The following is a 20,972-nucleotide window of genomic DNA, read 5'->3' as shown; positions in this document are numbered from 1 at the left end:
GTCACAAGGCCCGTCCGATTGGTCTCAGACTCGACCCAACCGGACCTGCACCCGCGGGGTAGATTCAAGTGTGGAGCAGGCCAAGGAGGCTTCGACCTGGTCGGGCATGGACGCGTCCGACCCGGTCCCCGACCTGCGCACCGTCGACGGATTCACCGCCTGGATCGAGCCGCACTGGGCGGCGATGGCCTACCTGGCCGCCCGCTCCGGCGATGACCGTGACGACATCCTGCAGGAGGCGCTGGCCGCCGCCTGGCGAAAGCGCGGCCAGTTCGACTCGTCCCGTGGCACCGCCAGGAACTGGTTGCTGGCCATCACCGCCGACCAGCGCTGGAAGGCCCGCCGGTCCGCGGCCCGGCTGTTCACCAACCGCAGTCCCCAGCAGCTCGTCCCGCTCCCGACGGACGTCGACCGCACGGCGCAGCTCGATATGGAGCGGTCCGTCTGCCGGCTGCCGTCCCGGCAGCGGCTGGCCGTCGAGCTGCACTACTACCTCGACCTGCCGATCACCGACGTGGCGCAGGTGATGCGATGCGCGGAAGGCACCGTGAAGTCGACGCTCTCGGACGCCCGGGCTCGGCTGCGCACCCTTCTCGGAGAGGACTACCTGTAATGGACGTGGAGGAACTCCTGCGCAGCACCGGCCAGGCCTGGCAAGCACCACCGGTCCCGCCTCTCGACGCCGAGCGAGCCCTGGCTCGCCAAGCACAACGGCGCCATGCCCGAGTGGCGGTCGCCACCGCTGTGGCGGTCGTGGTGGCCGGCGCGGTGGGCATCGCGAGCTGGCCCAGAGGGATCCCGGCCATACCGGTGACCGAGACCCCGACGGCCAGCCTGCCCACCGGGTCACCGCAGACAACGCGGATCGGCCCGGGGCCGACCGCTGAGATCGACGAGCTCACCCGGCGGGCCCGAGCCGCCGCCCAGGCCGAGGGATACGGCACCACCAGGATCACCGCCCAGGCCGTCCTCACCAGCCTGGACAAGGCGGAGCAGTTCATCAATGTCGGCCATTCCGAGCCAGTCATCGACACCTCGGTCTGGGTGATTCAGCTGCGCGGCGGGTTCGTCTGCCGCAACTGCCCGCGGCCGCCCGGTGCGACCGATCCTGACGGCACCGTGATGCACCTGGTCATCCCGAGAAAGAGCCTGCTCGCCAAGGGCAACGAGGCAGACGGCAGCGTGTTCGGACTCGGTCAGAACGCCGCCGACCTGAGCAGGTTGGGCGACGCCTTCGATCTCGACCTCGGCCCGTTCGCGGTGCCGCAACACGCCGATCCCGTGCCGTCGACGCCGCCGGCATCGAGTGGACGGTAGCCGGGAGAGCCCCTGACTCAGAGCTCGATCGGGCGGACCGCCTCGATCAGGTGGTCCAGCCAGTAGCGGTGACCACCGTCGGCCGCCGACTCCCGGCGGACCACTTCGGAGCGGATCACCTGCAGCTCCAAGCCGGTGAGCAGGTCGACCAGCTGGTCGGACGAGGTGAGCAACTCCGGGTTGGCCGGCCCACCGAAGCCGACCTCGAGATTGCGGGTGTCCGGTCCGAGCACGGCCAGATGGCCGTCGGGGGCCAGGCCGGGGACCAGCCGGGTGAGCAGCCGGCGCAACTGCGGCCAGGCCAACTCCAGATCGCCGACCAGGATCAGCCGGTAGCCCGCGGGCTCGGGACGATAGTCGAGCAGGTCGGCCGTGATCGCCTCGACCGGGGCATTGAACAACGCAGCCTGGGCGGCGATCCGGCTCACCGTGACCACATCGGCCGACACTGCCGTGACCTGCCAGCCTCGCCCGGCCAGCCACAGCGCGTCCGCCGCATCACCGGACACGGGCACCAAGGCCCGCCCGGGACGCAGTCGCGAACTCGCTGTGGCGGCCAGGCTGCTGACTCCGGGCGTCCCACCGGCAGCGGCATCGTGCTGCAACCAGCCGACCGTGTCGGGCACCCGGAATCACCTCCTCGACGCCGAGGCTAGGCCCGGTTTCGGGACGATTTGGCGGCTGCAACCAACCCGTCCCTAACCTGTAACCATGCCGTCCCTTTTCGACCCAATTCAGCTGCGCGAGCTGACCATCAAGAACCGGATCTTCCTGGCCCCGATGTGCCAGTACCAGTGCGAGGAGCGCGATGGCGTCCCCAACGACTGGCACCTGGTCCACTACGGCGCCCGGGCCACCGGCGGCTTCGGCCTGATCATCGCCGAGGCGACCGGGGTGCTGCCCGAAGGCCGGATCACCCCGTGGTGCGCGGGCCTGTGGAACACCAGCCAGCAGAACGCCTGGGCGCGGGTCGTCGAGTTCGTGCACAGCCAGGGTGCAGCCATGGCCGTCCAGCTGCAGCACGCCGGACGCAAGGGCTCCACCTACCGCGAGTTCGGCGTGGACGGTAAGTCCGGGTCGGTCCCGGTCGCCGATGGCGGCTGGCCGACCATCGGACCCTCGGCGATCGCATTCCCAGGCCTGGCCGAACCTCGGGAAGCCACCACCGAAGACCTGGCCGAGGTGGTCGCTGCCTTTGCCGCCGCCGCACAGCGGGCCGACGCGGCCGGCTTCGACGCCGTCGAACTGCACGCCGCCCACGGCTACCTGCTGTTCCAGTTCCTCTCGCCGCTGTCCAACCAGCGCACCGACGGCTACGGCGGCTCGCTGGCCAACCGGGCCCGGCTGCTGCTGGAAGTGGCCGACGCGGTCCGGGCGGTTTGGCTGGCCGGCAAGCCGCTGTTGGTCCGGATCTCGGCCACCGAATGGATCGATGGCGGGTTCACTCTCGATGAGGCCGCCGAGGTGGCCCGGATGCTCGGCGAACACGGCGTCGACTTCGTCGATGTCTCCACCGGTGGCAATGCGCCGGCCAAGATCACGATCGGCCCCGGCTACCAGGTCGGCGCGGCCAAGGCCGTCCGGGCCGGTGGGCTGCCGGTCAGCGCGGTCGGGCTGATCACCGACCCGGCCCAGGCCCAGCAGATCCTCGACTCCGGCGAGGTGGACGTGATCGCGCTGGCCCGGGTGGCGCTGCGCGAGCCGTCCTGGCCGTACCGGGCCGCAGCCGAACTCGGCCAGGCGGATCGGCTGGCCTACCCGCCGTCCTACCAGCGCGGCCGCTGGCCGCTGTCCTGACTGCGGCCTACTCGGCGGCCTTCACTCGCGCGATCCGATCGCGGAGTTCGGCCAGCTGACTGGTCAGCTCGGCCGGCAGCTTGTCGCCGAACTGGCTGAAGTAGGCCTCGGTCAAGGTGGCCTCGTCGGCCCAGGCGTGCGGGTCCAGGCTGAACAGCTCAGCCAGATCGGCGGACGGCAGCCGCAGGCCGTCCAGGTTCAGGTCCTCGGGCCGCGGCAGCCGTCCGCTGATCGCGGCGACCGCGCCGACCTCGCCGCCGACCCGGCGCAGCGCCCACTCGATCGGACGGGAGTTGTCGCCGAAGCCCGGCCACAGCCAGTGGCCGTCGGCCGCCTTGCGGAACCAGTTCACCTGGAAGATCCGGGGCGGATTGGCCAGGCCCTTGCCGACCTTCAGCCAGTGCGTCCAGTAGTCGGCCATGTTGTAGCCACAGAACGGCAGCATGGCGAACGGGTCGCGACGCAATGCGCCGACGGTGCCCTCGGCGGCCGCAGTCTGCTCGCTGGAGACGGTGGCGCCCACGAAGACGCCGTGCTCCCAGCCGTACGACTCACTGATCAGCGGGACGTTGCTGGCCCGCCGGCCACCGAACAGGATCACGTCAATCGGGACGCCGTCGGGCGCCTCCCAGTCCGGCGAAATGGTCTCGGCCTGGTCGGCGGTCACGGTGAACCGGCTGTTCGGATGGGCGGCCGGACGTCCGGACTCGGGAGTCCAGTCGTGGCCCTGCCAGTCGATCAGGTGAGCCGGTGGAGTCTTGGTCAGACCCTCCCACCAGACGTCTCCGTCGTCGGTGAGGGCGACATTGGTGAAGATCACATCGTGGCTCAGTGCGTGCAGCGCAACCGGGTTGGTGCCCTCACTGGTGCCCGGCGCCACCCCGAAGAAGCCGCGCTCGGGATTGATGGCGTACAGCCGGCCGTCCGGGCCGGGATGCATCCAGGCGATGTCGTCGCCGACCGTTTCCACCTTCCAGCCCGGGATGGTCGGACGCAGCATGGCCAGGTTGGTCTTGCCGCAGGCGGACGGGAACGCCGCGGCCAGGTGATACTCCCGCCCCGCGGGGCTGGTCATCCGCAGGACCAGCATGTGCTCGGCCAGCCAGCCCTCGTCGCGTCCGATCACCGAGGCGATCCGCAGCGCGAAGCACTTCTTGCTGAGCAGGGCGTTGCCGCCGTAGCCGGAGCCGAACGACCAGATCTCCCGGGTCTCCGGGAAGTGGGTGATGTACTTCGTGTCATTGCACGGCCAGGTGACGTCCGGACGCCGGTTGCCGTAGCCGTCGATCAGCGGGTAGCCGACCGAATGCACGGCGGGCACCCAGTACTCGCCCTCGGCGATCCTGGCCAGGGCATCGGCACCCATCCGGGTCATCATCCGCATGTTCAAGACCACATAGGCCGAGTCGGTCAGCTCGACGCCGAGCCGGGCCAGCGGACTGCCGACCGGCCCCATCGAGAACGGCACCACGTACATGGTCCGGCCGCGCATGGAGCCGGCGAACAGCCCGGCCAAGGTGGTCCGCATCTGGGTGGGATCGGCCCAGTTGTTGGTGGGGCCGGCATCGGTCGGGTCGGCCGAGCAGATGTAGGTGGACGCCTCGACCCGGGCCACGTCGCCCGGCTCGGAGCGGGCCAGGAAGCTGTCCGGACGCAAGACCGGGTTGAGTCTGATGAACGTCCCCGACGCGACCAGCAGCGACTCCAAGGTGATCCGCTCATCGACGGAGCCGTCACACCAGTGGACGGCACTGGGCTGGGTGAGGGCGGCGACCCCGGCCACCCAGTCCACAAGTGCCTGCGGGGTGTTGGTCGGAGCGCCATCGATCACGACCGCTGAATCGGTTGCCATGCGTCCTCCTTGGACGGTACTTCCTCGGGACCGGACGTCTCCATCCTGGCCCGTTCAAGTCACTACCAGCTGATTTGGAGTCTTGCGTCCACCAGATGACCGGTCAAACTCATTGGGCAGGACTGCTAGGCCGAATCGGGGCTCGGTTGGACTCCCCCTTCCGGGTCGAGTAGTGTTGAGGACGCTTTCCTGCGCTCGTGGCTCAATGGATAGAGCATCTGACTACGGATCAGAAGGTTGGGGGTTCGAGTCCCTCCGAGCGCGCAGATCGAGTCAGTTCCACTGGCTGCGGCCCGGGTCATCGACCCGGGCTTTTCTGTTGCCCGGCCCGGCATCTGGCGAACCGAAAGCAGCACCGCTGCCGGTGCCCACTGACTAGCCTGGGAACAAGCCGGAAGCGACCGGCGATCCACCCACCCCAGGATCAGTCATGCGAACCGAGCCGCGTCCGAGCAGCTTCAGCCATCGCCTCGATGTGCTCTACCTCAGCCCGCCGGTGTCCACCTGGCGGAGCCCCGGATACCCCTCATTCGTCTACTACCCCGGACGGGCGAAGCTCCGATACGGACTCGCGGTGGCCCTCCCCACGCTGGCGCTGATGGTGTGGATCTTCCTGGGCCCTCAGAAGCTCTGGGGTGCGGTTCCGGTGGTCGCCGGGATCGGACTGGTGGCCTGGATGACTGTGCTGCAGGTCGGCTCCACCGGCGGAAAGCTGGCCAACCCGGACCTGGCCGCTCTGGCTCTTTCCGCGGCAAAGGCCACGGGGATGTCGACCTCGTCGGAGGCGTGGCGGGTGGCGGGGCCACCGGCCGGCCGACTCGCGAGCGAGCTGCAGCGACTCAGTGCAGGGCTGGCCGAGCTGCCTGCGGTCCCGAACGTCCCTCGCGAGCAGATCGAGCGGGACTGGCTGGCCGAGCAGGTCTCCCCGGAGTTCGCCGGCTACCTGCCGAACGCCGCACTGAAGAGCTCCGGAGTCGAGCCGGACGCCGTGGAGATCGAACCCTTCACTGCGGGCGAACCGTGGCCGACCCTGGAGAACCGCAACCGCGAGTGGCCCCGGCTGGGCGACACCGACGAGTCTCCGCGCACGCTGTGAACGCACCGTCGTCCCGGTCACCCCACCATTACGGGCGACCGGTGGATGGCCAGGCTCAGCCGGCGACCTTCTGGTAGGTGCCGTCGACCAGCTTGTAGTAGGTGATGGTCTTGTTCGCCGAATCCCACAGCGCGATGTTGTAGCCCTTGTTGGCCACCACCGAGTCGGCGAACTCGACGACGAAGTCACCTGGCAGCGCGGCGATCTCGCCGGAGTAAGACGTCTTCGGGGCCATGAACCACTTCATGATCGAGTAGCTGGGGCTGGACGAGGCCAGGCCCTGCGCCTTGGTCAGGCCGAACAAGCCCTTGGCCATCTCCGGATCACTCACCGACAGGTACGTGGACGACGGGTAGCCCGACAGATAGATCTCCGGGTTGAAGAAGAGGATCAGCTCGGCAGCCACCGAGGAGTCCACGTCAGTGATCTTCATGGCCTTCAGCTGCGCGGCCTTGGTGGGCGAGAACATGGTCGGCGTCGCCGGATGACCCTTGTAGTAGTAGTCGTAGACGGACCCGTAGTACTTCATCGTGAACCCGGCGTAGTCGGTGAACCCGACTTCGTTCTCCAGCCGCGTCCCCAGGAACATCATCACGTCGCGTCCGCTCGCAGTGGATGCGGCGAAGTAGGCGTCGTTGAACCGGTAGAGCGCCTTGAACTCCGCCAGGGCGGCGTCGCCTTCGCCCTTGATGGCGGTCAGCCGGGCACTGATCGACAAGGTGTTCACCTGGGGGTCGCGAGCCACCGCGGTGGCGAAGACATTGCTGTCCCCGGCCGAGGTGAGCAGCGTCGGACGGGTCAGCCACCACTTCGCCAACGGCTCGCTCTTCACTGCGGCCCAGATGTAGTCCTGTGCCGTGGCGACGTTCAGCGACGCGAGCACTGTGCCGTTGGCATAGGCGTAGTCCTTGGCCGCTTGCCATTCCGAGACCAACCGGTCATGCGTGGTCACCGGGTCCTGGGCATAGGTTGCCGCGAACTTCTGGTAGGAGAAGCCGCCGTCGGAGAGCAGGGTGATGGTGTAGTTGTCCGCCGGAATCCTGTTCGCGTAGAGCAGCGACTGCACCGCGAGCACGTGATAGTCGTTCACATAGAGGTGGAAGACCGAGTCCGGATCGAGCGCCCGCAGATCCTTCAGGTAGGCCCGCAGCGGAGCGAGATCCTCGATCATGCGGTTCCCGTTCACCGGGTTCGAGTACTGCGTCGCAGTCAGGTACGGAACGGCGTGGACGCCCCGCGGCAACTTGGTCCAGTCCCACTGTCGAGCCCGAGAGAGCTGGGCGATGACCGGAATGGAGTTCCCCGCACCGCGGGCCGAACCGCTGCCCCACAGCGAGGTGCTGAACATGGTCACCGGCATGGTCCCGGTCAGCGGGGCGATGATGTACTCGCTGGCCGTCACGCCCACCTTCGTGGACGGGATCGTCCTCACCTTGGCCTTGCCCTTGCGGAACTCTCCGGTGAGGGTCCAGTTGCCGTAGTCGCCGACGTCGAAGCTGAAGCTGCCGTCCGGGCCGACCGCCGACAGCGCCTTCTTGACGGTGACGGTACGCATCGTCGTCGAGCCGTAGTTCAACTTCGCGGTCAGCGACACCTCGGTGGCCCATTGCCCGGCCAGCGAGTCCAGATCGGTCAGGCTGACCTTCAGCGCGGTGGTCTCGTCCACCTGGTCGTAGTTGAGGCGCCAATCCGGGGCCGCCACCAGGCGGAACCGCTGAGCCTTGGAGCTGTTCCGGGTCCAGACCTGGAGCCGGGTGCCCTTCGCCGCCGCACCGCCACGGACGTCCAGCCACCGGTTCGCCCCGATATCGCTGCGCACGCTGTAGATCCCGCGGCCGAGGCTGACCCGCTGCCACTTCTGCCCGGTGCCGGCGGTGCAGGTGTTCTGCTGGACCACCGCGCCGCGGGCGGCGCTGGCACCCTTGACCTCCCAGCACTTCGCGGAGTTCACGTTCTTCACCACACACCAGCCCGCGTCGTCGCAGTCAGCGAAAGTGAAGGCCTGTGCGCTGGTGCCGTTGGCCGAGTAGGTCTGGACGACGGCGCGGTCGGCGGTCGAACTTCCCTTGATGTCGATGGCTCGGTCAGCGCCGACCAACGGCTGAATCACCACCGGCTTCTCAAGGGGGGTGGCCATCGCGGGCACCGCCGGTGCGAGCGACCAGCCAAGTCCGATGAGAACTGCCGAGATCACCAAAGAGGGCTTCATTGCCATGTCCGTTCCGGGTAGATCAGCAATCCTGCTCAGGATATGCACAGCGGATCACGAACGGCTGCACACAGAGCCGAATCGGCCTATCAGTTCCGGAAAAACCCGCTGACAAGCAGGGATAGAGCCCGTCAGGCGGGCGGCTGGGTTTCGTCCGTGGGCCGAGCAGCCTCCTGGGCGGAATCGTCCACGACTTCAGCGTCGGTGACGTCCGTGACCGGCGCGGCGTCACTGCTCGGTTTGGGAGCCAGTGGCGCCTTCATCCGGGATAGCAACGCGATGGCCGCCAAGCCGATGGTGGTCGCGTTGAACCACTCGATGGTGCCCCAGCCCAGGGCCAGGATTCCGAGGTACGCGACGCCGAAGACGCCCAGCGCCCCGAGCCGCACCCGCAGGCTGTCGCTCTTGAAGAATGCCCAGGCCACCCCGGCCAAGCCGACGGCACCGATCACCCAGGCCGCGATCTCCAGCGGTGGCATTGCCCTCCCCTTCTGCAGTGTGGTTGAAGGGTACCTGCTGACCTCGACCGACTCGTCCATCCGGTTCGGTGAGGGACGGCGCCGAAGCCGTCCGGTCGTCCTAGGCTGACTCCCAGCCGCAATCGGGGCGGCGCGTGAGGAGGAGTCATGACCAGCCGACCAATCGTCGATCCCAGCACGGACGCCGCGGGCTTGGCCGAGGTATATCGCTGGCTGCACGCCCACCCCGAGCTCTCCAACCAGGAGGTCCAGACCGCGGACGTGCTGGCTCAGTCGCTGACTGCGCTGGGCTACCAGGTGCACACCGGAGTCGGTGGCACCGGCGTGGTCGGGCTGCTCAGCCGCGGAGAAGGGCCGACCGTCCTGCTCCGCGCAGACATGGACGGGCTGCCGGTCGCCGAGAGCACCGGATTGGACTACGCGAGCACGGCGCGCGGGATCGACCCCGACGGCAAGGACGTCCCGGTCATGCACGCCTGCGGCCACGACATGCACGTGATCTGCCTGCTCGGCGCGGCCGCTCAGCTGGCCGCCGACCCGTCCTGGACCGGCACTCTGATGCTGGTCGGTCAGCCGGCTGAGGAACTGGGCACCGGGGCGCTGGCCATGCTCGCGGACGACCTGTACGAGCGGTTCGGACGCCCGGACGTGGTGCTCGGCCAGCACGTCGGCCCGCTGCCGGCCGGCTACCTGGGCCTGCATCCCGGCCCGGCCTTCGCCAGCTCGGACGCCCTGAAGGTGACCTTGTTCGGCGCGGGTGGGCACGGGTCGCGTCCGGAGGCCTGCGTCGACCCGATCGTGATGGCCGCGGCCGTGGTGCTGCGGCTGCAGACGATCGTGTCCCGCGAGGTGGCCGGCGGCGACTCCGCCGTGGTCACGGTGGGCACTCTGCACGCCGGCACCAAGATGAACATCATTCCCGACCGGGCCGAGCTGGAAGTGAACGTCCGCAGCTACGACAACACCGTCCGCGAGAAGGTGCTGGCCTCGGTCGAGCGGATCATTCGCGCCGAAGCACTGGCCTCGGGCGCGCCGCGGGAGCCCGAGATCGTCTACACCGATCAGTTGCCGCTGCTGTTCAACGATCCGGACGCCAGCGCCCGCACCGCCACCGCGCTGGCCGGCGTGGTCGGGCCACGGCTGATCGATCAGGGAGCGTTGACCGGCAGCGAGGATGTCGGGCACCTGGCCACGGCGGCCGGGGTGCCGTGCGTGTACTGGGTCCTGGGTGGAGCCGATCCGGCCCTGTTCGCCGAGGCCACCGACGCGGCCGGCCTCATGCGAGTGCTGGCCACGATCCCGTCCAACCACTCCTCGGGTTATGCGCCGGTCATCGAGCCGACCATCAGTGTGGGCAGCGCCGCGCTGGCGGCGGCCGCAAAGCAGTGGCTGGGCAACTGAGCCGGACGCCGTAGCGCGCCCGGCTCGCCAGGCTCAGCCCAGTTCGGCCTCGAAGGCGGCCAGTCGGGCCAGGAAGTCGGCCGGGTGGACCAGCTGCGGGTAGTGACCCACACCGTTCCAGGTCTCAACCACCGCGCCGGGGATCTGCTCGGTCAGCCAATCCGCGTAGTCCGGGCCCAGATCGAAGCCGTTCAGCGCCAGGTACGGCACGTCGATCCCGGTGGTCATGGCGCTCACCGCTGCGGCCAACTCCTCAGCGGAGTTGTCCAGCATGATCCCCCAGATGCCGAGGACCACCGACTGGTCGTAGCGCCGTAGCTGGCTCAGCCGCTGCCAGCCGGCGTCGTCCACCTGACCGCGCAGGGAGTCGAACAGGGCGTCCATCACCATGGGGAAGGCCTCGCCGCGCAGCAACTCGGCTTGCTGCAGCAGTCCGGCCTGCATGGGAGCCAGGTTCAGCGTCTGATCGATGTTGACCACGCCCCGGGTCTCGAACTGGGACGCATAGGCGGTGACCACGGTGCCACCCAAGGAGTGCCCGACGATCAGCGGCGGCTCGTCCACCAGCGGTGCGATGTCGGCGGCCAAGCTGGCCACGTCGTAGGCATCGGCGTACGGCGACTCGCCGTGGCCGCGCAGATCGACCCGGAGCACCCGGTGGGTAGCAGCCAGGTCGGCCGTGATCGGATCCCAGGAGTGCCGGTTCTCGGTGATGCCGTGAACCAGGACCAGCAGTGGGCCGGAGCCCTGAACATCATGCGCAAGTTCCACCGTCATGCGCGGAATCTAGCAGTGGATCCCGTAGCCAGAAAGGGATATCGCAAACGATCTCCAGGTGTGATCGCGGGTGCTGGGCCGGCTCAGGCCAGCGCCTGCGGCAGCACCGCCAGCGGCACCGAACCGAGGTTCAACGCCGTGGCGTGCCAGGCCTTCAGGTCGAAGGACGGCCCGGCCGCGACTCGGGCCTGTTCCCTGGCCTGCTCCCACAGCCGCTGGCCGATCTTGTAGGACGGGGCCTGGCCCGGCCAGCCCAGGTAGCGGTTCAGTTCGAAGCGCAGGAAGGCGTGGTCCATGTTCACATTGGCTTTCAGCAGCTCCCAGGCCTTCTCGGCGTTCCAGATGCCGCCGCCCCAGCGCTGTGGGGCCTTCATCCGACAGTGCACGCCGATGTCCACGACCACCCGGGCGGCCCGCATCCGCTGGCCGTCGATCAGGCCCAAACGGTCGGCCGGATCGTCCATGAAGCCGAACTCCTGCATCAGCCGCTCGGCGTACAGCGCCCAGCCTTCGCCGTGTCCGGAACTCCAGCTGATCAGCCGACGCCAGTCGTTGAGCTGGTCGCGGTTGGCCACGGCCTGGGCGATCTGGAGGTGATGTCCGGGGACGCCCTCGTGGTAGACCGTGGTCTTCTCCCGCCACGGCGCGAACGTGGTCACGCCCGGCGGCACCGACCACCACATCCGTCCCGGACGCGTGAAGTCGTCGCTGGGTCCGGTGTAGTAGATGCCGCCGTTCTCGGTCGGGGCGATCCGGCACTCGATCCGGCGCAGCTGCTCGGCGATGTCGAAGTGGACGCCGTCCAGGGCGGCGATGGCCTCGTCCGCGGTCCGTTGCATCCACTCCTGCAAGGCCTGGGTGCCGTGCAGCTGCTGGGCCGGGTCGTTGTCCAGCAGAGCGACGGCATCGGCCATGGTGGCGCCCGGTCCGGCCAGCTGCTCGACGATCGTCTGCTGCTCGGCGGCCATCCGCTCCAGCTCGTCCAAGCCCCACTCGTAGGTCTCGTCGAGGTCGACCACCGCACCCACGAACTCGTGCGACCACAAGGCATAACGCTCGCGACCGACGGCGTCGTCGGCCGGAGCCAGCGGACGCAGCTCGTCACTGAGGAACTCGACAAGCTCTCCGTAGGCGGCCGCGGCGGCCCGTCCGGCCACCTCAAGGTCGTGGGCCAGGGGCCCACTGGCCGCGGTGCCGTCCGGGGTGGCGCCGGCCAGGAAGGTCACGAAGAAGGAGCTCTTCGGGTCGGCCAGTTCGCTGGCCTGCTTGATCCCCTCGTCCACCTGCAGCTGAGCCGAGACCAGTCCGCGCCGGGCGCCTTCGCGCAGCGAGGCGATGTAGCCGCGGACCGCCTCGGGGACCAGCCGGACCCGGGAGGCCACGTTGGCCCAGTCCTGGGTGGTCGCGGTCGGCATCAGATCCAGCACGTCCCGCAGTCCCTGCAGCGGTGAGGCGATCACGTTCAGGTCGGCCAACAGATCGCCGCTGGCGTCCAGCTGCAGGTGCAGCTGGAGCCGATCAGTGAGCGCGGCCTTGGTCACCTCGTCGGTCTGGTCGGCGACCGGTGCTGCGGCCAGCTCGGTCAGGGTGCGCGTGGTGAGCGCGGTGATCTCGCTCAGACCGTCCGGGGACAGGTCGGGGAGCTGGTGGTCGTGGCCGGCGATCCCGGCCTCGGTGGCGAGGATCGGATTGAGCTCGGCCAGCGCAGCGGTGTACTTGTTCGCGATGGCATCGATCGGCGTCAGTTGGCGTACAGTCACATTGCGACCATAGCCGCCAGGAGACTCAATGACCCAGATCTGGGCCCATCGGGGCGCACGTCATGACGCACCCGAGAACACCCTTGCTGCCTTCGCGCTCGCCATCGAGCAGAAGGCGGACGGCGTCGAGTTCGACGTCCAGCTGACCGAGGACGGCGTCCCGATCGTCATCCACGACGAGACCGTCGACCGCACCACGGACGGACGCGGCTGGATCCGCGACCTGAGCATGGCCAAGATCAGCAAACTGCAGGCATCGGCGGGGATGAAGGGCTTCAAGAAGGCCAAGATCCCCACCTTGGCCGAAACCCTCGACCTGCTCGCACCCACCAAGCTGCGGATCAACATCGAGCTGAAGAACGACGCCGTCGACTACCCCGAGCTCGAGGAGAAGGTGCTCGAAGCGCTGTCCGGCTACAAGCTGGGCGATCGGGTGGTGCTGTCCTCGTTCAGCGACGAGTCGGTGGCCAAGCTGTCCGGAATGACCAAGTTCGAGCTGGCCTACATCATCTCCGACTCGTCCTTGCTGCTGAAGCCGTGGAAGCGGACCACCCAGCTGGGCGCGTCCGCGCTGCATCCGTCGCGACGCCGGGTCAACGACCGGCTGGTGAAGAAGGCCGCCGACGCCGGGATCAAGGCCCGTCCGTGGGTGGTGAACAACCCCAAGCGGGTCAAGGAAATGCTCGACCTCGGAGTGGACGCCATCTTCACCGATCGACCGGACGTCGCCCGCTCGATCCGGCGCAAGCACGCCGGCTGAAGCCAGCCCCACTCACGTCCTGATCGGGGAACCGAGCCGAACCGGCTAGCGCTGGGCCGCGGGTTGTCCGCCGAAGACGGCTCGGCTCAGCCCGCGGACTGCGGAGCGGCCTCCGGCCATCAGCAGGACCAGCGGTGCCGGGACGCCTTGTCGCAGCATCCTCAGCATCCGGGCCCGCCGGAACGACAGGCCCTGGGTAGCCAGGATCAGCTCGGGCTCGCTGAGCTTGCGCAGGGCACGGCGCAGATCCCGCACGGCGACCAGCCGGAGCTTGGGCTGCAACCGCTCGGACCGCTCCAGATGACTCAGCCCGATGGCCACCATCGACCGGTGCACCTTGGGGAGGTAGTGCCGCTCGGAGCCACTGGCGACCAGCACGGCCACCTTCTGATAGGCGGCCAGATAGTGCAGCTGGCGGGCATCACCGATCTGGGTCAGCGAGCCGCGCACCTCACGCCGCCAGAAGTAGCCGACCGTGCTCGAGCTGACCACCGAGGCCGCCCTGAGGAAGACTCGCCAGGTCCACTCGCGGTCCTCTGCCGTGTGCAGCTCCTCGTCGAAGAACAGCCCGTTGGCGAGCAGGAAGTCGCGGCGGCACACGTTCAGCCAGGGCTGGGGCAGGTCGACCGCGGCGCTCTGGTCGACCGGCATCAGCAGCTCCCGGGCGGGCAGCGGGACGTCCTGGCGCGGCACCGGCTGGCGCCGGACGATGGTCTTGCCGCCGATCACCTCGAAGTAGCCGACCCGGAGCAGATCGGCACCGTGCTGCAATGCCTGGTCCCGCAGCGCCGGGAAGTAGTTGACCGCCACCCAGTCGTCGGCGTCCATCAAGGCGATGTAGCGACCGCGGGCGTTCCGGATCCCGTTGTTGCGGGCGGCGGACGGCCCGAGCGCCCGGTCATGGTGCAGCACCCGCACCTCCCCGAACTGCTCGGCCAGGGTCTCGAGCAGCTGCCGAGTGCCGTCGCTGGAACCGTCGTCGACGATCACCCACTCGATGTCGGCGCTGCGGTTGCCGAGGATGCTGGCCTTGAGCCCCGCGAAGTAGTTGCCGATGTTGTGCGCCGGGATCACCACACTGAGGGCGATCTCGCCGGGCTCGAGGTCGACCGGACGATCCGGCGGCGCCGACTCACGCAGCGGGGTCGGTTCGGTGATCGGCTCCTCGTCGGCCTCGAACAGCCCGAGCAGTCGCAGATCGCCATCGGCCAGGTAGTCGGTGAACAGCTGCCGCCGCTCAGTCGGCAGGGCGAAGAGCCGCGCGGCCACATCGGTGCGGGAGCGCCAGCGTCCGGCCGGATCGTTGGTGAAGCTGAGCAGGTCCAGCAGCAGCTCGAGTTCGTCCATGCCGAAGCGGGACGGCTGGATGGTCGGCGTCCCGGTCATCGTCACCCGCGGCAGCAGCGCATCACAGATCGCCACCGGGATCCGGTTGCCGTCGCCGGCCGGCAGGTGTGCCAGCAAGTCCGCAGTGCCCACGGCCACGGCGCCGGCCCCCAGCTGACGGGCCCCGAGCAGGCCGGTGGAGAAGGCGCTGAACACGGTGACTTGCGCGCGTTCCGCCGGGGAGAGCCCGATCAGCCACGACTCCAGGGATCCACCGCCGGCGAACGGACGGACCCGCGGATCGGCGAGTAGTCCGGCCAGGTCACCGGCCTGTGCGGGGTGCGCCTTGACCAGAACCTGCTCGGCGCCCGAGGCCAGTGCCGCCTCGATCATTCGCCGGTTGAGGGTCAGCTCACGGGCGCGGCTGAGCAGACCGAGGTGGGCCAGATACTGCAGCAGCACCACCGCGGTCGGGCCGGTCACCTCGGCAACGGCCGCCCCGGGATGGCGATGGACGCTGAAGGCTTCGACGTCGGCAATCGGGTACGGCTGATCCTCGATGGCGTCGGCCTGACTGAGCAGCCGCGGCCGGACGCCACCCAACAGGTCGCGGTAGTGCATGGCCGTCACCCGGCCGACCAGGCTGAACTCCAGCGGACGTCCGCCGTAGGTCATCAGGCCGTCGGAGTAGAGCTGCAGTTCCGCCCGTGGGAACAGGGCGGCCAGCGCGGCCGCCGGCGGCACCTGGATGGACTCCAGCACCAGCCGATCGACAGTCCGTCCGGAGGGCACCACTGCCGCAGCGAAGAGCTTGGCCTCTGCCGTGCCGGGCTGACAGGTCCATCCCTGGGCCCGCTCCGGCCAGATCAGCTGGTTCCAGTCGACGACTGTGGCGAATGCGTCCAGATAGCCGGCCCGCTGCTCGACCGGGAAGGACGGCTGCACCTCGTAGCTACGGCTGGTATCGGCGACCACCAGGATCCGGTCGGCCACCGGCACCCCGAGCCGCTCTGCGATGGCCAGGCACATGGCCAAGCCATGCTCCCTGGTGGCCAGGAAGACGGTCGATCCCGGTGTGGGAGTTGCCGGTGAGGCCAGGCTCACCTGGGCGGCATTCACAACATCCATTTGTGCCGGAGGCTAGCTCTCGGTTGCGAACAGTCGGCAACCGGCGGTTGAACAACTCGCGACGGGGCCGCGGCCTGATGGAACCTTGCGACACCAGCTAGCTTGCATCACAAGGTAGCTGGCATTACCATCAAGGCGTGGACAAGGAACAGGAAGGCTGGGGCTCGCAGCTGCGCAAGGGCGTCGTCGAGCTGGCCGTACTCGGCCTGCTGGCGCGCGAACCCCGCTATGGCTCGCAGTTGGTGGACGATCTGGCGGCCCAGCCCGAGCTGGCGATCACCGCCGGCACGGTCTACCCACTGGTCGCCCGGTTGGCCCGGGCCGGCCTGATCAGCTCGACCTGGCAGGAGTCGCCGGTCGGACCACCCCGCAAGTACTACGCGCTCACCCCGGCCGGGCAGGACGCCCTGGCCGGCATGGCGGCCACCTTCACCAAGCTGGCCGCCGCCATTCGCACGATCGTGGAGGTAGAGAAGTGATCGGTTCCCTCGCTGAGCTCGCACCCAAGACCCAGGCTGCGCTCAACGCGAAGTTGGACGCCCTGGTCGCCCCGGTGGCGGCCGAGGATCGGCAGGCCGTGCGCGAGGCGCTGGCCGCCCACTTCGCCGACCACCTGGACGCCTCTGCCCGGCCAGACGATGTCGCCGCCCTGGCCGCAACTCTCGGTGAAGCCGAGGCCGCCGAGCCTGGACGCTTCGGGGTTCCGCTCGACCTGACCCCGCCGACCGGGGAGAAGATGGCCCGCGTCTGGTGGAACCCGCGCGACGAGCGCCTGTTCGTCCCGCGCGTCTTCGGGCTGGGCTGGACGCTCAACTTCGGTGCGGCCGCCGTGAAGCTCGGCCTGATCGAGCCGGACGCCGAGGACGAGCCGTTCGAGAGCACCCCGGCCACGGCCTTCCGGACCGCCGTGCTCGTCCCGGCCGCGCTGACCGCAGCGGTGGTGGCTCACTACGTCGTCCGCGGCCCTGGGTTGCCGGATCGGCTGCCCAACCAGATCGACGCCGCGGGACGTCCCAGCGACTGGGTTCCGACTCCTGCCGCAGCCGCACTCGACATTGCCGTGGCCGCCGTCCCGACCGCCTGGGCCGGCTGGTTGGTCGGCTCCGGCAAGAGCGGCCCACGCGCTGCCGGCGCCATCGCCGCCGCCACCACGGCGGCCTCCATCTCTGCCTGGCTCACCGTGTGGCGAACCGCCGCAACCGACGGCAAGGCCCGCCCGTGGGCCGGTCCGCTGGTGCTGGCTGCTGCCTGGGTGCCGGCTGGAGCAGTGCTGTTCGGCCTAGCCAGGGCCGGACGCACCGCAGAACAATCTCGTGATCTCGGAGGAAAGAAATGAGTGTGGATGTCGCGACCTCCCGTTGGCGGAGTGTCGCTTGGAAGCGAGTTGCCCAGTACTACGGGATCGCCTTCGGTGGCGCAATCGTGGTCGGACTGGGCATCTGGGGGATCCGTCAGGTCCTGCCGGCCTCACTGGCTGTGATCACTCAGACGGTCACTGCCGTGTTCTACATGCCGCTGCCCATCGTGGCCGGCCTGATCGTCGAGCGGCTGGACCGGCGGCGTCCGCTGATCGCTGAGGAGTGGGCCGCACTGCGGCACCACTTCTTCCGGACCTACGCCCGCAATGCCGGCACCAGCCTGGCCGTGATGATCGCGATCCTGCTGGTCGGCTTTGCCGCGGCCTGGCTGGCTCCGGTCCTCGGCATCCCCGGGGCCGGCCACCTCGCCACGAGCACCGATGAGCTGCGCCAGCGGCTCCTGGAGATCTCGCCCGGATTGAGTCCGAAGGTCGCCCTGCCGGATCCGGCCGCGCTTGCTGCCACCCTCTTGCTCCAGGGTGCGCTCGCCGGCATCACCATCAATGCCCTCTTCGCCTTCGGCGAGGAGTACGGCTGGCGTGGGGTGCTGGCCGGCGAACTGCGTCCGCTCGGCGTGCTGCGCTCCAACCTGGTGATCGGCGTGCTGTGGGGGCTGTGGCATGCGCCGATCATCATCTTGATGGGCCACAACTACGGCGACCAGTGGGCGCTCGGAGTGCCGATGATGGTGGCCTGGACGGTCCCGCTCAGCTTCCTGCTGACCTGGGTGAAGGAGCGCACCGGCTCGGTGCTGGCCCCGGCCATGCTGCATGGCGCCTACAACGGGACCATCGGGATCTTCGCCCTGCTGATCATTGGCGGAGACCTGTTCATCGCGCTGCCGATGGGCTGGCTTCTGGTCGCCGTACTGACCATCTTGGCCATCATCGCCTGGCGGTTCCCGCCACAGCCGCGCTCAGCTCAGACGGTCTGAGCCGGCTCCTCGCTGCGCATCGAGATCCTCGATACAGCGGCGGACGAAGTCCAGCGCCGACTCGCCACTGTCGGGGGTTTGCTCAACCCCGGCAGTGGCGTCGACCGGTCGGACGTCCTGACGTCCCCGGAGAAGTCCGTGCCACAGCGGCCCACGCCACAGCGCGATGGCACCGGACGGCACCGGCTGAGCCACCCCGAGCTCGGCCAGTTCAGCGGCGGCCTGGGCGATCCGACGCCCGGTGATCTGACCCACCTGGGCCGCCCGCAGCCGAATCAGCACGGCCAGGCCCGCCCCACCGCCGGCCAGCAGTCGCGGCTCACGTGCGCGACGCAGCGCCACTCCGGCCTCGCGCGCGGTATCGGCGATCCGGCGGCGCTGAGCGCCGAGGACCCGGGCCAGGCCGCGCTGCGCGGGGTCGCCGGAGCCGAAGCAGTGCAGCACCGTGGTGGCGGCCAAGCCGCCGGCGGCCGCCCAGGCGTCCGCGAACTGCGTCGCCTCCAGGTCGGCCGCACGCCAGCCGAGTGGATGGAACGGGGTCAGGACCTCGTTGAGATGGACCAGCCGCAGCCGGTGTCGCCGGGCCACGATCCGAGCCGCCTCGATCAGCTCGGTCTGGACCTCGGCCGCCTCGCCGGGGCTGACCACCACCACGGTGGTGGACTCCGGATCGAGGGCTCCGCCGGTCAGGGCCGCCACGGCCACGGCGAGTTGGCCTCCGGAGGCCACGATGATCGCGTTGGTCATTCCGACCACCTTCGACCGGCCGCGCACAGCGCCTGGGCCACCTCGGCCTGCTCCGGACGGACCAGCTCCAGAGCCGCCGCCAGGTCGTCCGCGTCGATCTCGGCCAGCAACTCGGCCGCCCGGCGGACCAGTTCGTGTTGTTGGTCCGCGTCGAGGCGACCCCGAGCGGACACGTGGCGCGCAATCATCCGGACCGTCGTGAAGGCCGCCCGACGCCGGTAGGCGGGAACTCCGGACGCCGCCGCGAGGGCCAGGACCTGCCGCATCGCGTCCAGGATGTCCAGCAGTCGATCGTCCCCCAACTCGGTCAGGGATGCCTGGCCCGGGCTGCGCCGGTAGAAGTAGCTCGGTGCCGCAACCACCGCGACGCTCAACTCGAGCAGGTGGAGCCGCCAGAACCAGGGCCGATCCGAGGCGGTACGCAGCGACGGGTCGAAGCGCAGCTCGGACAGCGGCGGTAGCTGCGCCAGGTCGAACATCCCGGCCCACAAGTAGGGATAGTCGACCAACGTCCGTCCGCCCGCGTCGCCGATGCCGTCACCGGCGGGGAAGGCGACCTCACGCAGCTCGCTGGGCGCGACCTCGGGGATCCGCCGGTAGCGGTTCACCCGGACGTGGTCGGTGCGCAGGATGGCCGCACCGGTGCGCCGGTGAGCGGCGATCAGCTGAGAGAGCCGCTCCGGGGCCATCCAGTCGTCGGCGTCGACGAAGGCCAGGTACTCGGCATCGACGAGCTCCAGGGCCGCGTTGCGGGCGGCGGCCACCCCCACCGAGTGCTCCAGCCGATGCAGTTCCAGCGACGGCAGCCGAGCGGCCGCGGCGTCCAGAAGCTCGGTCGAGCCGTCCCGAGACCCGTCATCGATCACCAGGTAGCGGCAACCGGCCGGTGAGTTCACCTGCACACTGGCCAAGAAGACTGGCAGGTGCTCTGCGGCGTCGTGCAGCGGCACGATGACATCGACCAGCGAGGTCATCGTTGCCGGTCCTGATCGCCCCGACTCGGGTTCACCGGTGGTCCGCCCGTTCGTCGCCGGCGGCGTCGTCCGGACTCACCTGCGCGCCGATCCGCAACAGGAAGTCTCTGGCCCGCGGCTCGGCCTGCGGGCTGAGCCGGGACGCCCGGAGCGGCACCACCCTGAGCCGGGTGCCGGCACCGTCGAGCACCAGCGGCAGGGTGAAGGCCGGGGTGGAGGGGAAGCAGATCACGGCCCGGCCGACCGGACCCTTGCGAAGTTCGATCTCCAAGGGCAGCTGTGAGGTGACTAGCTTCAGTTTGGTGGCCGCGATCAGCCGGCGGACCTTGCTGGAACGTTCGCGCCGATGGCTGATGTACACCCCGCCCGGCGCACCGAGGACGTCGAGCTGCTCGGTGATCGCCTGAAGGTAGACCTCCTCCGACAGCAGTCCGCTTTCCACCAAGGAGCTTCCGACAACGGTCACCCCGTTGTGCAGAGTGGGCGGTCCGAACCGGCGCCGGGTCCACTGGTAGCGGTGCCGGGTCACCGTGGCGTGCGGCAGATCGCAGATCGGCATCACGGTGAACAGTTCCAGTGCGTCCGGACCCAGCTGCCCGAGGTACCGGTTGGCGCGCCGCGCCAGTGGCGTGCGGATCGCGTGAGTCACCCAGCCCCGGCGCACCGTCCAGCGCAACAGCGGCTCCTGCGAGCGGAGAAGTTCGGCGAAATCGATGGTCGCGGTGCCGTCATCGATCACCGTCACCTTCTCGATCCGAGTGGTGACCAGGACGCTCTGAATCAGGCCCGAGAACGGGTCGCCGACCACGACTCGGTCGGCCTCACCTGCCCAGCGACGCAGCTTCCGCCAGGCGCCGAGCGGAGCGAACCGAGATACCCGCGGATCCAGCCAGACCACATCGATGCCGGAGTCCTGGGCCAGCGTGCGCATGGTGGCCAGCTGGTCTCGTCCGTGCGCATCGCGTGGCGACAGCACTGCGAGGCGCAGGTCTTTGCTCTGGTGCCAGGCGCACCACTCAAGAACGTGGAGGAGCTGAACGGGGCTCTCCACGAGGGC

19 protein-coding genes and 1 tRNA gene are annotated in these 20,972 nt (G+C 69.1%); 10 read left to right on the top strand and 10 right to left on the bottom strand.

From position 1 onward, the window contains the following. Positions 1-70: 70 nt before the first annotated feature. Entirely contained in the window at positions 71-613 is a 543-nt protein-coding gene (locus tag ATK74_RS14670; RefSeq protein ID WP_245840964.1) for an RNA polymerase sigma factor, read from the top strand. Continuing rightward, positions 613-1,317, top strand: a complete 705-nt coding sequence (locus ATK74_RS14665; protein ID WP_098461744.1) for a hypothetical protein — start codon at positions 613-615, stop codon at positions 1,315-1,317. The genes ATK74_RS14670 and ATK74_RS14665 overlap by 1 nt, the downstream gene beginning before the upstream one ends. Positions 1,318-1,334: 17 nt before the next feature. Here the strand turns inward: ATK74_RS14665 and ATK74_RS14660 are convergent, their stop codons facing one another. After that, positions 1,335-1,943 (bottom strand): class I SAM-dependent methyltransferase, encoded by a 609-nt coding sequence (locus ATK74_RS14660; protein ID WP_098461743.1) that lies wholly within the window; start codon positions 1,941-1,943, stop codon positions 1,335-1,337. An 85-nt stretch (positions 1,944-2,028) separates the two neighbouring features. Here ATK74_RS14660 and ATK74_RS14655 point away from each other — a divergent pair, with 85 nt between their 5' ends. After that, positions 2,029-3,114: an NADH:flavin oxidoreductase/NADH oxidase gene (locus ATK74_RS14655; RefSeq protein ID WP_098461742.1), complete on the top strand. Its 1,086-nt coding sequence runs from the start codon at positions 2,029-2,031 to the stop codon at positions 3,112-3,114. 7 nt (positions 3,115-3,121) lie between these two features. Here the strand turns inward: ATK74_RS14655 and ATK74_RS14650 are convergent, their stop codons facing one another. After that, complete coding sequence (locus tag ATK74_RS14650) at positions 3,122-4,966, bottom strand: phosphoenolpyruvate carboxykinase (GTP) (protein ID WP_098461741.1); 1,845 nt, start codon at positions 4,964-4,966, stop codon at positions 3,122-3,124. Between the two features lie 191 nt (positions 4,967-5,157). On the opposite strand from ATK74_RS14650, the gene ATK74_RS14645 reads away from it, so the two are divergent. Together ATK74_RS14645 and ATK74_RS14640 are read left to right on the top strand one after the other, a co-directional pair. Further along, positions 5,158-5,230 (top strand) — tRNA-Arg (locus ATK74_RS14645). 166 nt (positions 5,231-5,396) lie between these two features. Next, complete coding sequence (locus ATK74_RS14640; protein WP_098461740.1) at positions 5,397-6,062, top strand: hypothetical protein; 666 nt, start codon at positions 5,397-5,399, stop codon at positions 6,060-6,062. A 55-nt stretch (positions 6,063-6,117) separates the two neighbouring features. Here ATK74_RS14640 and ATK74_RS14635 read toward each other — a convergent pair whose 3' ends face one another. After that, positions 6,118-8,199 carry an RICIN domain-containing protein gene (locus tag ATK74_RS14635; RefSeq protein ID WP_169923878.1) on the bottom strand — a complete coding sequence of 694 codons (2,082 nt, stop codon included), beginning with the start codon at positions 8,197-8,199 and terminating at the stop codon, positions 6,118-6,120. A gap of 203 nt (positions 8,200-8,402) precedes the next feature. After that, entirely contained in the window at positions 8,403-8,750 is a 348-nt protein-coding gene (locus ATK74_RS14630; protein WP_098461738.1) for a hypothetical protein, read from the bottom strand. 147 nt (positions 8,751-8,897) lie between these two features. Here ATK74_RS14630 and ATK74_RS14625 point away from each other — a divergent pair, with 147 nt between their 5' ends. Next, the gene (locus ATK74_RS14625; RefSeq protein ID WP_098461737.1) at positions 8,898-10,151 is read left to right on the top strand and encodes an amidohydrolase; all 1,254 of its coding nucleotides are present in this window, start codon (positions 8,898-8,900) and stop codon (positions 10,149-10,151) included. 33 nt (positions 10,152-10,184) lie between these two features. On the opposite strand, the gene ATK74_RS14620 is transcribed toward ATK74_RS14625, so the two are convergent. Further along, positions 10,185-10,928 carry an alpha/beta fold hydrolase gene (locus ATK74_RS14620; RefSeq protein WP_098461736.1) on the bottom strand — a complete coding sequence of 248 codons (744 nt, stop codon included), beginning with the start codon at positions 10,926-10,928 and terminating at the stop codon, positions 10,185-10,187. Between the two features lie 83 nt (positions 10,929-11,011). Next, entirely contained in the window at positions 11,012-12,688 is a 1,677-nt protein-coding gene (locus ATK74_RS14615; protein ID WP_098461735.1) for a DUF885 domain-containing protein, read from the bottom strand. 28 nt (positions 12,689-12,716) lie between these two features. On the opposite strand from ATK74_RS14615, the gene ATK74_RS14610 reads away from it, so the two are divergent. Next, on the top strand, positions 12,717-13,448 hold the full coding sequence (locus ATK74_RS14610) for a glycerophosphodiester phosphodiesterase (RefSeq protein WP_098461734.1): 732 nt from the start codon (positions 12,717-12,719) through the stop codon (positions 13,446-13,448). Between the two features lie 45 nt (positions 13,449-13,493). On the opposite strand, the gene ATK74_RS14605 is transcribed toward ATK74_RS14610, so the two are convergent. Continuing rightward, positions 13,494-15,902, bottom strand: a complete 2,409-nt coding sequence (locus ATK74_RS14605; RefSeq protein ID WP_098461733.1) for a glycosyltransferase — start codon at positions 15,900-15,902, stop codon at positions 13,494-13,496. Between the two features lie 137 nt (positions 15,903-16,039). Between ATK74_RS14605 and ATK74_RS14600 the strand changes: the two genes are divergently transcribed. The 3 genes from ATK74_RS14600 to ATK74_RS14590 are packed head-to-tail and all read left to right on the top strand — an operon-like array spanning position 16,040 to position 18,194. Further along, positions 16,040-16,381 carry a PadR family transcriptional regulator gene (locus ATK74_RS14600; protein WP_098461732.1) on the top strand — a complete coding sequence of 114 codons (342 nt, stop codon included), beginning with the start codon at positions 16,040-16,042 and terminating at the stop codon, positions 16,379-16,381. After that, complete coding sequence (locus ATK74_RS14595) at positions 16,378-17,238, top strand: DUF5808 domain-containing protein (RefSeq protein ID WP_098461731.1); 861 nt, start codon at positions 16,378-16,380, stop codon at positions 17,236-17,238. Before ATK74_RS14600 ends, ATK74_RS14595 begins: the two co-directional genes overlap by 4 nt. Continuing rightward, complete coding sequence (locus ATK74_RS14590; protein ID WP_098461730.1) at positions 17,235-18,194, top strand: CPBP family intramembrane glutamic endopeptidase; 960 nt, start codon at positions 17,235-17,237, stop codon at positions 18,192-18,194. The genes ATK74_RS14595 and ATK74_RS14590 overlap by 4 nt, the downstream gene beginning before the upstream one ends. On the opposite strand, the gene ATK74_RS14585 is transcribed toward ATK74_RS14590, so the two are convergent. From ATK74_RS14585 to ATK74_RS14575, 3 genes are read right to left on the bottom strand one after another with little or no spacing between them, the layout of a single operon-like run. Further along, on the bottom strand, positions 18,177-18,941 hold the full coding sequence (locus tag ATK74_RS14585) for a hypothetical protein (protein WP_143483700.1): 765 nt from the start codon (positions 18,939-18,941) through the stop codon (positions 18,177-18,179). The two genes, ATK74_RS14590 and ATK74_RS14585, sit on opposite strands and share 18 nt — an antisense overlap. Further along, positions 18,938-19,915: a glycosyltransferase family 2 protein gene (locus ATK74_RS14580; protein ID WP_098461728.1), complete on the bottom strand. Its 978-nt coding sequence runs from the start codon at positions 19,913-19,915 to the stop codon at positions 18,938-18,940. The genes ATK74_RS14585 and ATK74_RS14580 overlap by 4 nt, the downstream gene beginning before the upstream one ends. Positions 19,916-19,946: 31 nt before the next feature. Next, positions 19,947-20,966: a hypothetical protein gene (locus ATK74_RS14575; RefSeq protein ID WP_143483699.1), complete on the bottom strand. Its 1,020-nt coding sequence runs from the start codon at positions 20,964-20,966 to the stop codon at positions 19,947-19,949. Positions 20,967-20,972: the final 6 nt, after the last annotated feature.

The sequence above is a fragment of the Propionicimonas paludicola genome (genome assembly GCF_002563675.1).
Lineage (GTDB): Bacteria > Actinomycetota > Actinomycetes > Propionibacteriales > Propionibacteriaceae > Propionicimonas > Propionicimonas paludicola.
This window is presented reverse-complemented; position numbering and strand designations above follow the sequence as displayed.